This is a genomic window from Rhizobium chutanense, assembly GCF_002531935.1.
Classification (GTDB): domain Bacteria; phylum Pseudomonadota; class Alphaproteobacteria; order Rhizobiales; family Rhizobiaceae; genus Rhizobium; species Rhizobium chutanense.
The window spans coordinates 32,807-46,185 of sequence record NZ_NWSV01000029.1 but is presented as its reverse complement, the minus strand read 5'-3'; the positions used below and the strand labels follow the sequence as shown (position 1 = coordinate 46,185).

The window sequence follows — 13,379 nt, the reverse complement described above, 5'->3', positions numbered from 1 at the left end:
CCCGGGCGATTATTCAGTGGCCGCGCCGACGGTGTTGGCGCTGTCGTCCTTCGGACGATCGCCTTCCGGCTGCGCGCCTGTCGCCATGTAGAAGATCGTCTCGGCGATGTTGGTGGCGTGGTCGCCGATGCGCTCGATGTTCTTGGCGCAGAAGAGAAGATGCGTGCAGCTGGTGATGTTGCGCGGATCTTCCATCATGTAGGTCAGGAGTTCGCGGAACAGCGAGGTGTACATCGCGTCGATCTCGTTGTCGCGCTCACGGATCGCATTCGCCTTGTCGGCCGAGCGATTGGTGTAGACGTCGAGCACTTCCTTGAGCTGGACGAGCGCCAGTTCGGAGAGATGCTCCAGGCCGCGGGCGAGCTTGCGGGGAACGCCGGTGCTCTGGACGGCGATGACGCGCTTGGCGGTGTTCTTGCCGAGGTCGCCGACGCGTTCGAGATCGCCGGCGATGCGGATCGAGCCCATGATTTCGCGCAGGTCCGCTGCCATCGGCTGACGGCGGGCGATGGTGACGATCGCCTTGTCGCCGATTTCACGTTCGGCGTGATCGAGGATCACGTCGTCGGAGATGACCTTCTGGGCCAGCGCGGTGTCGCCGTTGACCAGCGCCCGGACGGATTCGGCGACCATCTGCTCGGCCAGGCCGCCCATTTCGGAAATCCGCCTGGAGAGGAACTTCAGATCATCATCATAGGCAGAATAAATATGTGTCGATGCCATGGGGCTTTATCCTCGAATAACGGGAAGGCTTGCTGTCGCCAAAATCAGCCGAAGCGACCCATGATGTAGTCCTGGGTGCGCGGATCGTCGGGATTGGTGAACATCTTGTCGGTGTCGTTCTCCTCGACCAGGTTGCCGAGGTGGAACATGGCTGTGCGCTGCGAGACACGCGCGGCCTGCTGCATGGAATGGGTGACGATGACGATCGTGTAGTTCTCGCGCAACTCGTGGATCAGCTCCTCGACCTTGGCGGTGGCGATCGGGTCGAGCGCCGAGCAGGGCTCGTCCATCAGGATGACCTCAGGGCTGACGGCGACGGCGCGCGCTATGCAGAGGCGCTGCTGCTGACCGCCCGAGAGACCCGTGCCGGATTCATGCACGCGGTCCTTGACCTCGTTCCAGAGGCCGGCGCGCTGCAGGCTGGTCTCGACGATCTGGTCGAGATCGGCCTTCGACTTGGCCAGGCCATGGATGCGCGGGCCGTAGGAGACGTTTTCATAGATCGACTTCGGGAAGGGGTTCGGCTTCTGGAAGACCATGCCGACGCGGGCGCGAAGTTCGACGACGTCGATATCGGGATCATAGATATCGTCGGTGTCGAGCGTGATCTTGCCGGTGACGCGGCAGCCGTCGATCGTGTCGTTCATGCGGTTGAGGCTGCGCAGGAAGGTCGACTTGCCGCAGCCCGACGGGCCGATCAGCGCGGTGACGGTGTTTTCGCGAATGTTCAGGTTCACATCGAAAAGCGCCCGCTTCTCGCCGTAGTAAACCGAGACATCCTGTCCGATCATTTTATACGGGACGTTGCTCATCTTCTGATCCAGCGCCTTTTCAACTGCAGCTTCGGTCAACATGTTCATGATGTTTAACTCCGTTTACCAGCGGCGCTCGAAGCGACGACGCAAGAGGATGGCGCCCATGTTCATGACGATCAGGAACAGGAGCAGGACGATGATGGCACCCGAAGTCCGCTCGACGAAGGCGCGTTCCGCCTCGTTGGCCCACATATAAACCTGCACGGGCAGGGCCGTCGAGGGATCGAGCGGTGTGGTCGGCGCGTTGGCGACGAAGGCGACCATGCCGATCAGCAGCAGCGGCGCGGTTTCGCCGAGCGCGTGCGCCAGGCCGATGATCGTGCCGGTGAGGATGCCGGGCATGGCGAGCGGCAGAACATGGTGGAAGACCATCTGCATCTTCGAGGCGCCGAGACCAAGGGCTGCGGCGCGGATCGACGGCGGCACGGCGCGCAGAGCCGCGCGCGTCGCGATGATGATCGTCGGCAGGGTCATCAGCGTCAGCACCAGGCCGCCGACCAGCGAAGCCGAGCGCGGCAGGCCGACGAAATTGATGAAGACGGAGAGGCCGAGCAGGCCGTAGACGATCGAGGGGACGGCAGCGAGGTTATTGATGTTGACCTCGATCAGATCCGTCAGCCGGTTCTTCGGCGCGAACTCCTCGAGATAGATCGAGGCGGCGACACCGATCGGCAGGGAGAGCACCAGCACGATCAGCATCAGGTAGAGCGAGCCGATGAGGGCGACGCCAAGGCCCGCGGCCTCCGGACGGCTGGAATTGCCGTTGACGAAGAGGCCGGTGTTGAACTGCTTGGTCAGAGCGCCGCTCGCCTTCAGCTCGTTCATCCAGCTGACCTGCTTGTCGTTGACCTTGCGGTTCTTCTCATCGACCGTGAGGTCGATCTGGCCCTTGTTGGCGCTGTCGATATTGGCATCGGCGAGCACCGTGACATTGACCGTCTTGCCGATGATGGAGGGATCGGCGACGACCATATCGCGCAGCTGGATCGGCGCACCCTTGGAGAGCATGGCCGTTGCATCGCGGACATCAGGGCGGCTCGAAGCGTTGATACCAAGCTGCTTGACGATCGCGTCGCGCAGGAGAACCGGGTAATTGGCGGCGACCAGCACCGAGGGGTCGGTCGCACGCTTGTTGTTCGGGTCGATCGTCTTCTCGGTGAATTCGATCGGCAGGGTGATCGCCGTCTGCTGGAAGGCGGTGTAGCCCTTGCCGATCACCGTCCATAGCAGGATGAACAGGAAGACGAGACCGAAGGTGATGGCGGCGATGCCATAGGCCTGGAACCGGCGCTCGGCGGCGTAGCGGCGCTTGATGCCGATATCGCGGCGTGCCGGCGCCTTGGAGACGGTGACGCCTGATGTGGGAGAAACAATATCCGTCATTCGTACTGCTCCCGGTATTTGCGCACGATGTAGAGCGCATAGATGTTGAGGCAAAGCGTGATGCAGAACAGCGTGATGCCAAGCGCGAAGGCAACCAGCGTCTGCGGCGAGGTGAACTCGAGGTCGCCCGTCAGCTGGTTGACGATCTTGACGGTCACCGTCGTCATCGGCTCGAAGGGATTGATCTGGATGCGGGCGGCGACACCGGCGGCCAGCACGACGATCATGGTTTCGCCGATGGCGCGCGAGGCCGTCATCAGCAGCGCGCCGACAATGCCGGGAAGAGCGGCCGGCAGGACCACCTTCTTGATGGTTTCGGAGCGGGTGGCGCCGAGCCCGAGCGAACCGTCACGCAGGGCGCGTGGCACGGCGGTGATGATATCGTCCGACAGCGAGGAAACGTAAGGGATCAGCATGATGCCCATGACGATGCCGGCGGTCAGAACGCTCTGTGCCTGAATGAAGTTGGTGTAGCTGCCGGAGAGCAGGCCGCTGATCTCAGCCGAGAAATCGCGCAGGAACGGGCCGACGGTGACGAGCGCGAAGAAGCCGTAGACGATCGTCGGGATGCCGGCCAGCACTTCGAGCAGCGGCTTGGCGACGCCGCGCAGCTTCGGCGAGGCGTATTCGGCCATGTAGATGGCGGCAAAAAGGCCGACGGGGACGGCGACCAGCATGGCGACGAGGCCGATATAGAGCGTGCCGAGCAGGAGCGGGATCAGGCCGAACTGGCCGAAGGACGAGCTGCCGGCGCCGGCAAAACGCGGATCCCAGACGGTGCCGAAGAAGAAGTCGGCGGCGGGAACGGCGGCAAAGAAGCGGGCGGCTTCCGACAGCATGGAGAGCACGATGCCGATCGTCGTCAGGATGGCGATCGAAGAGGCAAGCAGCAGGCCCCAGAGCATGACGCGCTCGACCCGGTTGCGGGCACGGAAGCGTGGGGCGATGGCGCGCAGCGCATAGAAGGCGCCTGAAACAGCCAGAATGAAGACGACCGCCGTCATGGCAAGCCGGCTCGTCGCGCTCATGGCGTTGAGCGTCTTGGCGGCGTCGAGCATGTAAGGCTGGGGCTGGCCGGCAAGCGGCACGCCCTTTTCGCTGAGCTTGGCCTGAAGGGCGGCCGGATCGCCGGCGAGTGCCGCGGTTTCATCCGCCGTCAGCATCGTCAGGCCACGGGCGACCGTCGCCACCATCGAATAGCCGAGATCCTGCTCGACGGCGGCTTGCGCCTTGACCTCGGCAGGAAAGGCGCCGCGAACGGCGGACTGGATGATGCCAGGGCTGATCGAGAGCCAGACGCAGAGGACGATGAGGGCGGGAAGAACGGCCCAGATCGCCGCATAGGCGCCGTAATAGGCCGGCCGCGAATGCAAAGCCGAGGATCTGCCGCCGGCAAGTGCCGCGGCCCGGCTGCGCGCGACCAGATAGGCGGCGGCACCGATCACCACAAGGCACAATAGTATGATGGATGTGCTCATTCGTTACGTCCCCAGGCCCGTAGCCCCCAAAGCCCGGCAGCGTCATCCGCCGCCTTCAGCTTCCAATCATGCGGAATGAATTCAACCCTGCAGCACCCAAACATCGGTCGCGCGGGGGATAAGGCAATGCCGGCGCGGGCTTTGAAGCACCGCGCCGGCAAAGTCATTACATGGACTTACCGGCTTCGACGTCCTTGCGGATCGCGTCGCGCTCGGCATCCGGAGCGGCAACCAGGCCGTATTCAGCCAGCGGGCCGTCGGGGCCGATCATCTGGTCGGATACGAAGAAGTTGACATATTCCTTCAGGCCCGGAACGGCGCCGAGATGTGCCTTCTTGACGTAGAAGAACAGCGGGCGGGAAACCGGGTAGGTGCCGTTGGCAATGGTTTCGGTCGACGGAACGATGCCGTTCACGCTGGCAACCTTGAGCTTGTCGGCATTGTTTTCATAGAAGGAAAGGCCGAAGACGCCGACGCCGGTCTTGTTAGCGGCGATGCGTGCGAGGGTTTCCGGATAGTCGCCGTCGATGTCGACTGCAGCGCCGTCCTTGCGGACTGCGACGCAGGCCTTGCCCTGGGCGGCCTTGTCGGAGATTTCCTTGGCGATGACGTCGACAGCGCCCGAGGCCTTGCAGCCGGCGGCGAGAACGTTCTGTTCGAAGACTTCGCGGGTGCCGTGCTTTTCGCCCGGGATGTAGGCAGCGATATCAACAGCCGGAAGCTTCGGGTTGACTTCCGACCACTTCTTGTAGGGGTTGGCGACGAGCTTGCCGTCGACGACGACCTGGGCTGCGAGGGCCTTGTAGATGTCTGCGGGAACGTAGGCAACATCCGGGTTGGAAGCGTCGGTTGCGAAGACGATGCCGTCATAACCGATCTTGACTTCCTGAATGTCGGTCACGCCGGCTGCCTTGCAAGCTTCGGCTTCGTTCTTGTTGATCGGGCGCGAAGCGTTGGCAATGTCGATGGTGTCTTCGCCGACGCCCTTGCAGAATTCCTTCAGACCAGCGCCCGTGCCGCCGGATTCAACGACCGGCGTCTTGAAGTTGGTGAAGGTTTCGCCGAAGGATTCGGCAACGATCTTTGCGTAAGGCAGGACGGTGGACGAACCAGCAACCTGAATCTGGTCGCGGGCGACGGCAGCGCCAGCGAAAGCAGCGGTTGCAGCGAGTGCGGCAACGGTGAGCTTGAAGGTGTTCATTAGAAATCTCCCGGCATTGGGCTTGTGTGAGTGCGGCCTGTAGAGAGGCCCTCGCAGTGCCTTTTTTCATCGGCGGGACTCTCTTAGCGCTTTAAGCACCGTCCTTTTATGTCAAATCGGTGAAACATTTGTGACAGTCTATATGTTTGATTTATAAATGGAAATTTTAACTCTACCAGCCGATCGCGTCGGAGAATGGCAAGGTTCGGCGGTCAATCTACCTCGCGTTGTAAAAACCGGTCACATATCGGCAACGGGTAGGATGGGCGGTGGTTTTCTGCCTGCGTCCTTTTATCAAGGTCGTTCTGTGAAATTTTGCATCCGCCTGCCAGCACCGCTTTCCGACCCTTGTAAACGGGGCGAAGGGACAAGCCGCGGCGTCCCGACTCCCTCTTCTCCCCAGCGGGGAGAAGGTGCCCGTAGGGCGGATGAGGGGGCCGCGAAACAGGCCTTTCCAAATGGCGCCACTGCCGGCCGCGTGCCGGAATAGATTTTAGGTGAAGGATGTGTCGTGTGGCCCCCTCATCCGCCTGCCGGCACCTTCTCCCCGCTGGGGAGAAGAGAGTTGCGGCAGCCTCTCCGTTCCCCATCAATCTCTCGCACGCACATCTTCTCGTCGGTTGCGAGGAGAAGGGACATGCGCAGTCAGAAGCGCACCGTAAAATCAGTCCCCTTGCCGACTTCGGATTTGACGATCAGGCGGGCGCGGTGGCGGGTGAGGATGTGTTTGACGATGGCGAGGCCGAGGCCGGTGCCTTTTTTCGAGCGGCTGTCCTCGATGCTGACGCGGTAGAAGCGCTCGGTCAGGCGCGGCACGTGCTCGGCCGGAATGCCCGGCCCCTTGTCGATAATGCTGACCTCGACGGGCTCACCGGCGCCGTTCTTCAGCCAGACATCGACGACCTCGCCCTCCTGGCCGTATTTGCAGGCATTTTCCATCAGGTTCTCGAAGACCTGGACAAGCTCGTCGCGGTCTCCCAGCACCTCGACCTTGCCATCGGGCAGATGCAGGTTGATGGCGACGCCGACATCCCTTGCCAGCGGCACCAGCGAATCCCTGACATGGCCGAGCAGCGGCACCAGATCGATCTTCTCGTCCGGGGCAATGTGCGATTTCAGCTCCAGCCGCGACAGCGACAAAAGATCGTCGACCAGCCGGCTCATGCGCGTCGTCTGATCGAACATGATGGCGAGGAAACGCGCCTGCGCCTTCAGATCGTTCTTCGCCGGCCCCTGGATGGTCTCGATGAAGCCGCGCAGCGAGGCAAGCGGCGTGCGCAGCTCATGGCTGGCATTGGCGACGAAATCCGACCGCATCCGGTCGATGCGCCGAACCTCTGAAATATCGCGGAAGGAGAGAATGAAATAACGCTCGCGCATGCCCTCTTCGGCCGCAAATTCGATGGGCGCGCTGCGCACGATATAGACGCGCTCGGAGGGCAGCCGCTCGGCATGCTCGATCTGGTTCGGGGCGTTGGTGGCGATGGTTTCGCGCACCATGTCGAGCACACCCGGCGAGCGCAGGCGGGCCGAGATATGGGCGCCGAGGACCACCTCGCCGAAGGCCTTTTCGGCAGCGCGGTTCTGGAAAAGCACCGAGGCATCGCCCGACAGCAGCATGACCGGGATGTCGAGGCCGGAAAGCGTGGCGGAAATCTCCGGCAGCCGGCTCGGCGGCGCTTCCGGCTCGATCGCCACCGGTTCGACGGGCTCGGCCTTGATCACCGGCGCCTCGTTGAACAGCGCGGTCAGGACCATGGCCAGCAGCAGACCAAACACAACCCATTTGTTCATGCCGGCGGCAAGGGCGACAAGGGCGCTGAGGATTGCCGCAAGCAGCACCGGCCGCTCGCGCCGGATGCGCGCCAACAGGCTGGTTGTCCACGATGTTTCGTCTTGCAAGTGCCCTCGCGGCGTCGATTCGTTTATGTTTATATTGAACTCTGCCTGATAGCGGCAATTCATGACAGAAATTTTCCGGAGGCCGCCGTGATGCGAAGGGCCGCAGCCGAAACCCACGAAAAATTATCGGCCGACCGCGAAAGATTTGATTTTCAACGGTAACTATGTTCGCCTGAAAGAAAGAAACGATCGGAGGCAGGAGAAGCACATGGGCGAGGACGTCGAAAGCAGGGCCGTGGCGCTGGATATTCGCGGAAAGAAACGCATCTTCGATGTCGACGATCCCGTTCTGCCGGATTGGGTGGAGGAACATGCGCTGGAATCCGGCGAATTTCCCTACAAGAAGAAACTCAAGGAAGAAGATTATGTCGAGCAGCTGGAAAAGCTGCAGGTGGAACTCGTCAAGGTGCAGTTCTGGCTGCAGGCGACCGGCAAGCGGGTGATGGCGCTGTTCGAAGGGCGGGATGCCGCCGGCAAGGGCGGCGCGATCTCGGCCTCCTCGGAGAATATGAACCCCCGCCTTGCCCGCGTCGTGGCGCTGACGAAGCCGACCGAGCGCGAACAGGGACAGTGGTATTTCCAGCGTTATGTCGCGCAGTTTCCGACCGCAGGCGAATTCGTGCTGTTCGACCGCTCCTGGTACAACCGCGCCGGCGTCGAGCCGGTCATGGGCTTCTGCACGCCGCAGCAATACGAGGATTTTCTCAAGCAGGCGCCGCAGCTTGAAAAGATCATCGCCCATGAGGGCATCTTCTTCTTCAAATTCTATCTCGATATCGGCCGCGAGATGCAGCTGAAGCGCTTCCACGACCGCCGGCACGACCCGCTGAAAGTCTGGAAACTATCGTCGATGGACATCGCGGCGCTGACGAAATGGGACGATTACAGCGCCAAACGCGACCGGATGCTGAAGGAAACCCATACGGATTTCGCGCCCTGGACGGTGATCCGCGCCAACGACAAGCGGCGGGGGCGGCTCGAACTGATCCGCCACATGCTGAACCGGATGGATTATGACGGCAAGGACAAGAAGGTGCTCGGCACGGTCGATGAGCAGATCATCGGCTCCGGGCATGGATTCTTGAAATAGGCTTTCTGAAAGAGGCGGCGAGCGGAAGCCGGGCCACCAGCTTTGCTGGGACCGAGGCCATCGGCTTCGCCGCGGCTGGCATCACTGCCCGGGCAGGATGCGGATGGCGAAGAGGTTGATGCCGCGCGCCTTGCCGTCGAGATCGCTGTTGATGACGAGCGTGCCCGGCGCATTCGGCGCCAGCGAGCGGTCGAACTTCACCTGCAGCAGCGCGTCCGATTTTTCCCGGGTGACGTTGAAACGATGGCGGGCGCAATTGCCGAGCGACTGGAAATTGCATTCGACGGTGACCTGGGTCGGCTCGTCGCTGGTCGACTGCAGCGTCAGCGCGATCGTCGAGGATTTGCCGGCAAGCTGCTGCAGCACCGAAGGCGGCACGCTGATGGCGATATTGCCATCGGCGGCACCGCTCTGCGAAATCAGGCGGATGGCGGGGCCGTCATTTTCTGTGATTTTTTCGGTGCGCGCCCGCGTGCCACTTTGGATCTTGTCGGCGTCGTCGGGCTTGAACAGCGGGATCCAATCGGCCGAAAAACTGTTCTGCGGATCGATGGTCACCGGCTCGTCGGTGTGAGGGGTCGCTTTTGCGGCGCTGTCGTCATTGCCGGTGAAATCTTCCGGCTGGGTGCTGGCCGGCGGGTTGGCGACGCTGGTGTCGCGTTCGGCCGCCGTCAGCAGCAGGCCCGATGTATGCGCCCACCAGGCGCCGATGCCGATGAAGGCGAGCAGCACGCACCAGACAAGAAGCCTCGAAAAGAATTTGCGCGGCTTGCGGCGGCCTGCCGCCCGCTCCGGGCGGAAATCCATGTCGGTAGCGCGCTGGCCGCGCAGAAGCCGCTCGTCGCCGACCGGAGCCGCAGCCAGGTGGTCGGTACTGCCGGCATGCACGTCGTCGAGGCTGAAATCGTCGCGGCGGCTGTGGGCCACCTCGGGAGCGCGGCTCCGTGCATCTGCCCCGGGGCCGTCGACGAGATTGTCGATATCGGCCACATCACCCCGATGAACCGGCGGCGCCGGCATTTCAACGACCGGCGGCACGGGCACTTCAGGCGGCCTCTGGCGCGGGTGAAGGCGGTCACGCTCCTCGCTTTCGATGGCGTGGATGGTGCTTTCCAGGCGATGGCGGTGATGGGCGACGACCTCGGTATCGGTGATATCCTGCTTACGAAGGCCGGCTTCCAGCGCCTGGCGGGCCGACTGATAGATCCTCGCTCGAACCTCCGGATTGTCGCGCTCGGAATTGTCGAGCGCTGTTCTGATGGCCGTTTCTAATCCGCTCACGTCAAGTCCTTCACCTTGAACTCGGCATCGGACTGCAATCCCCGCCGTTCTCCATCAAAATTCGGTAACGGCAAGTGCGGCAAACCGCAAGCCTTGCGGGCCTGGCACGCAGTTGATCGGCGGGGATAATCGGCAGGTTTCAGCGCTTGCAGGCCTTATTCTATCAGCTTTCGCAGACATATATTCGGGGTGAAATCGGCGAAGGCATGGCAGCCGCTCTTTTATCGGCTTTTCTTCTCTGCTATGAGATTGACGTTTTCGTAAACGTCAATGGAAGCGATGGACATGGCCCTGCCCCCGATCCTCAAAGACAAATTGAGACTGCCGGTCATCGGCTCGCCGCTGTTCATCATCTCGCATCCCAAGCTGACGCTGGCGCAATGCAAGGCGGGTGTGATCGGCGCCTTTCCGGCGCTCAACGCCCGGCCGGAAAGCCAGCTCGACGAATGGCTGGCGGAGATCACCGAAGAACTCGCCCGTCACGACGCCGCCCATCCCGATCGGCCGGCCGCCCCCTTTGCCGTCAACCAGATCGTCCACATGTCGAACAAGCGGCTGGAACACGATCTGTCGCTCTGCGTCAAATACAAGGTGCCTGTTGTGATCTCCTCGCTCGGCGCCGTGCCGGAGGTCAATGCCGCCGTGCATTCCTATGGCGGCATCGTGCTGCACGACATTATCAACAACCGCCACGCTCATTCGGCCATCCGCAAGGGTGCGGACGGGCTGATCGCAGTAGCGGCAGGCGCCGGCGGCCATGCCGGCACGCTGTCGCCCTTCGCGCTGATCCAGGAAATCCGCGAATGGTTCGACGGGCCGCTGCTGCTGGCCGGCGCGATTTCCACCGGCGGCGCCATCCTCGCCGCAGAGGCGATGGGCGCCGACATGGCCTATATCGGCTCGCCCTTCATCGCCACGCAAGAGGCACGCGCCAGCGAAGCCTACAAGCAGGCGATCGTCGAAGGGGCAGCCGGCGACATCGTCTATTCCAACTATTTCACCGGCATACACGGCAATTATCTCAAGCCCTCGATCGTCGCCGCCGGCATGGACCCCGACAACCTGCCGCTCGCCGACCCCTCGAAGATGGATTTCGAACAGGCAACCGGCGGCGCCAAGGCCTGGAAGGACATATGGGGCAGCGGCCAGGGCATCAGCGCCGTCAAGGCCGTCGAGCCGGTGGCAAAACTCGTCGACCGGCTGGAGGCCGAATACAAGGCGGCGCGCGCCCGGCTGGCGCTCTGAGGCGCGCTTTCTTGGCCCTTTCCCTCTTTTTTGCCAAAGGCATGACAGGGCGCTTGAAATCTTCGGACAATGGCTGTATCAGCGCCATGCAAATCGCGGGCCGCATGTTTCGGTCCTGAGATGCCGCTTTAGCTCAGGTGGTAGAGCACATCATTCGTAATGATGGGGTCGCAGGTTCGAGTCCTGCAAGCGGCACCATTTTTCTCTCTTAAAATTCTATATCCAGCTTTAGACTGGCCTTGGCGAGTCGTCACGGAAAGCTTCAACGGCTTGAGGGCTTCTTCACTCAAGGCGGCTGGGCTGCCCTTCGTCGACAGATGCGCGACCGATATCGACCGAACGCGAGCAGGTTTGGCAATTAGGAGGATCTATGCGGACATCGCTTTTAAGCATCGCGCTTTTCACATTTACCCTGTCCGCCGCGCAGGCAAAAGACTTCCCCCTCGCCTCATGTGCTGGATGGAACGGAACGCTGGTCAGCAAGACCGGCATCGATTCAAGCGCAGCAGTGATGGAGGGCAAGCTCACTCGGGCCGACTTCCAGGAATATTGCAAGCGAGACCCAGGATGGGAGACAAGAGCCCATGGCGGCAAACTGACCGTCAAGCAGTGCGTAGCGATGTACACGAAAGAGAATGGGAAAGACACTTTCCGTTCCACCGCCAATTGCAGCGAAGGCACCCTGTCCTTCGAACCTTCTGCCGGAACACCGCAGAGTGTCACTTTCCCATTGCCGGAGAATGCAGACGTATCATGCGCTTCGGGGATGCCGCCGCTGATCGAGCAGTTCAGCCTTCTCTGCCCTCAGGCGGCGCGAGAGTTTCATTTGATGGATGACGAATGACGGGAGAGCCACCTCAGCGCTCCGATCAACAAAAAGTTGACTACGCCCAGGAGGGCGTTAATTATAGTTCACAGAAATACACCATCCTCCAGACCGTCGAATTCCAGAAATGGCTGCGCAAGCTGAAGGATCGGAATGCAAGAGATCGAATTGTCACCCGCATCGTTCGTGCGGAGGCCGGCAATTTGGGAGACCACAAATTCTTCGATGGCATCGGGGAATTGAGGCTCGACTACGGTCCAGGGTATCGTTTGTATTTTGCAATGCAGGGCAACATTGTCGTTATTCTCCTGTGCGGGGGCGACAAGGGTAGTCAGGAGCGGGACATCAAGCGAGCAATCGAAATGTCCAAGGAGATCTGAGATGGCGCTCGAAATCATCCCATTTGACGCAACCGAGTTTCTGGATACCGAAGAATCTCAGACCCATCTCATTGAAGATGCGTTTGAAAGCGGTGATGCCGGTTATATTGCGCACGCATTGGGCGTTGTTGCGAAAGCGCGTGGCATGTCACAAGTCGCCCGGGATGCCGGCGTTACCCGCGAGGCTCTCTACAAATCTCTCAGTGAAAAAGGCGACCCGAAACTCTCGACGCTCATCGGTGTCGCCGCAGCTCTCGGATATAAGCTGACGGCGACGCGTGTGGATGCTTCAGCGCGGGAGGACGAGCGCCGATCTGCTTAGGACGTACGGGCCGGTTCGCACGCTGAGGCCGCTCCGAGGTTTAAACAAATTTCGAGCCTCGATAGCCCGCTTGTCCCACCGTCATGGAGATACAGCTCCGGTCGCCGCCCAGGCCGTTACTCCCGTTTTAAAGCTATGAACATCTGCTCGGCGCGTTCTGCTTCGATGAAGTCGAGCCATGCCGTCAGCAGTTGCGCATAAAGGTTTATCCCTCAATCAAACCACAGTGAAAACCGCAACCGCGACAGGAACAATGGCGCCGCCGCTTGGGTTCTCCGCTCGAGACAACAAGCATGGAGAAAACTATGTCCTGCAAATTCATCGCGATATCGCTGCTTTCCATCGGTCTTGCCGGCCCGGCGCTGGCGCAGACGGCAGGCGGGGTGGATTCCAGTGGGCGGCTTTCGGTGGCGCCCGTTATCGGGGGATCGGGGAGTTCGGGCGGTGGGTCCGCCGGCACCGGTTCGACTGGAACCGGCTCTGCCGGCACCACCGGCAGCACCAGCGGCAATGGTGGGGTCGAGCTCAATAGCGGCCGCAGTACGATCAATCCCGGCGGGGTCAATCCGGATCTGCAGCCGACGCCGAGTTGCACCGCCGGTTCCGCCGATAGCAGCGGATCGGGCGGTGAGGCCTGCCCGCAATGAGGAAGGATGGTCTGACTTTCTGACCGTGAGGGCTCCGACCGAAGCGGCGCCGGGCCTTCGCTTCGGCCGCTCCCCCATCGGACGAA

13 protein-coding genes and 1 tRNA gene are annotated in these 13,379 nt (G+C 61.6%); 7 read left to right on the top strand and 7 right to left on the bottom strand.

Annotated elements, in window-relative coordinates:
• Positions 1-9: 9 nt before the first annotated feature.
• From phoU to phoR, 6 genes are all read right to left on the bottom strand, one after another.
• A complete protein-coding gene (phoU, locus tag CO666_RS28345; protein ID WP_097615347.1) occupies positions 10-723 on the bottom strand; it encodes a phosphate signaling complex protein PhoU in 714 nt (237 codons plus the stop codon).
• Positions 724-767: 44 nt separating this feature from the next.
• Positions 768-1,583, bottom strand: a complete 816-nt coding sequence (pstB, locus tag CO666_RS28340; protein WP_097615346.1) for a phosphate ABC transporter ATP-binding protein PstB — start codon at positions 1,581-1,583, stop codon at positions 768-770.
• A 15-nt stretch (positions 1,584-1,598) separates the two neighbouring features.
• Complete coding sequence (gene pstA / locus CO666_RS28335) at positions 1,599-2,921, bottom strand: phosphate ABC transporter permease PstA (RefSeq protein ID WP_097615345.1); 1,323 nt, start codon at positions 2,919-2,921, stop codon at positions 1,599-1,601.
• The gene (pstC, locus tag CO666_RS28330; protein ID WP_097615344.1) at positions 2,918-4,399 is read right to left on the bottom strand and encodes a phosphate ABC transporter permease subunit PstC; all 1,482 of its coding nucleotides are present in this window, start codon (positions 4,397-4,399) and stop codon (positions 2,918-2,920) included. The genes pstA and pstC overlap by 4 nt, the downstream gene beginning before the upstream one ends.
• 166 nt (positions 4,400-4,565) lie before the next feature.
• The gene (locus CO666_RS28325; RefSeq protein ID WP_097615343.1) at positions 4,566-5,600 is read right to left on the bottom strand and encodes a substrate-binding domain-containing protein; all 1,035 of its coding nucleotides are present in this window, start codon (positions 5,598-5,600) and stop codon (positions 4,566-4,568) included.
• A 645-nt stretch (positions 5,601-6,245) separates the two neighbouring features.
• Positions 6,246-7,469 (bottom strand): phosphate regulon sensor histidine kinase PhoR, encoded by a 1,224-nt coding sequence (gene phoR, locus CO666_RS28320; protein ID WP_097615375.1) that lies wholly within the window; start codon positions 7,467-7,469, stop codon positions 6,246-6,248.
• Between the two features lie 241 nt (positions 7,470-7,710).
• Here phoR and ppk2 point away from each other — a divergent pair, with 241 nt between their 5' ends.
• Complete coding sequence (ppk2, locus tag CO666_RS28315; RefSeq protein ID WP_097615342.1) at positions 7,711-8,592, top strand: polyphosphate kinase 2; 882 nt, start codon at positions 7,711-7,713, stop codon at positions 8,590-8,592.
• An 81-nt stretch (positions 8,593-8,673) separates the two neighbouring features.
• Here ppk2 and CO666_RS28310 read toward each other — a convergent pair whose 3' ends face one another.
• Positions 8,674-9,873 (bottom strand): regulator, encoded by a 1,200-nt coding sequence (locus CO666_RS28310; protein ID WP_097615341.1) that lies wholly within the window; start codon positions 9,871-9,873, stop codon positions 8,674-8,676.
• A 285-nt stretch (positions 9,874-10,158) separates the two neighbouring features.
• On the opposite strand from CO666_RS28310, the gene CO666_RS28305 reads away from it, so the two are divergent.
• The 6 genes from CO666_RS28305 (at position 10,159) to CO666_RS28280 (ending at position 13,293) form a co-directional block, all read left to right on the top strand.
• Entirely contained in the window at positions 10,159-11,118 is a 960-nt protein-coding gene (locus CO666_RS28305; RefSeq protein WP_097615374.1) for an NAD(P)H-dependent flavin oxidoreductase, read from the top strand.
• Positions 11,119-11,240: 122 nt separating this feature from the next.
• Positions 11,241-11,316: transfer RNA gene (locus CO666_RS28300), tRNA-Thr, on the top strand.
• A 172-nt stretch (positions 11,317-11,488) separates the two neighbouring features.
• Positions 11,489-11,962 carry a hypothetical protein gene (locus tag CO666_RS28295; protein WP_097615340.1) on the top strand — a complete coding sequence of 158 codons (474 nt, stop codon included), beginning with the start codon at positions 11,489-11,491 and terminating at the stop codon, positions 11,960-11,962.
• Positions 11,959-12,324 (top strand): type II toxin-antitoxin system RelE/ParE family toxin, encoded by a 366-nt coding sequence (locus CO666_RS28290; RefSeq protein ID WP_097615339.1) that lies wholly within the window; start codon positions 11,959-11,961, stop codon positions 12,322-12,324. Before CO666_RS28295 ends, CO666_RS28290 begins: the two co-directional genes overlap by 4 nt.
• A gap of 1 nt (position 12,325) precedes the next feature.
• Complete coding sequence (locus CO666_RS28285; RefSeq protein WP_097615338.1) at positions 12,326-12,646, top strand: addiction module antidote protein; 321 nt, start codon at positions 12,326-12,328, stop codon at positions 12,644-12,646.
• A gap of 305 nt (positions 12,647-12,951) precedes the next feature.
• Complete coding sequence (locus tag CO666_RS28280; RefSeq protein WP_097615337.1) at positions 12,952-13,293, top strand: hypothetical protein; 342 nt, start codon at positions 12,952-12,954, stop codon at positions 13,291-13,293.
• The last annotated feature ends 86 nt before the right edge of the window (positions 13,294-13,379 follow it).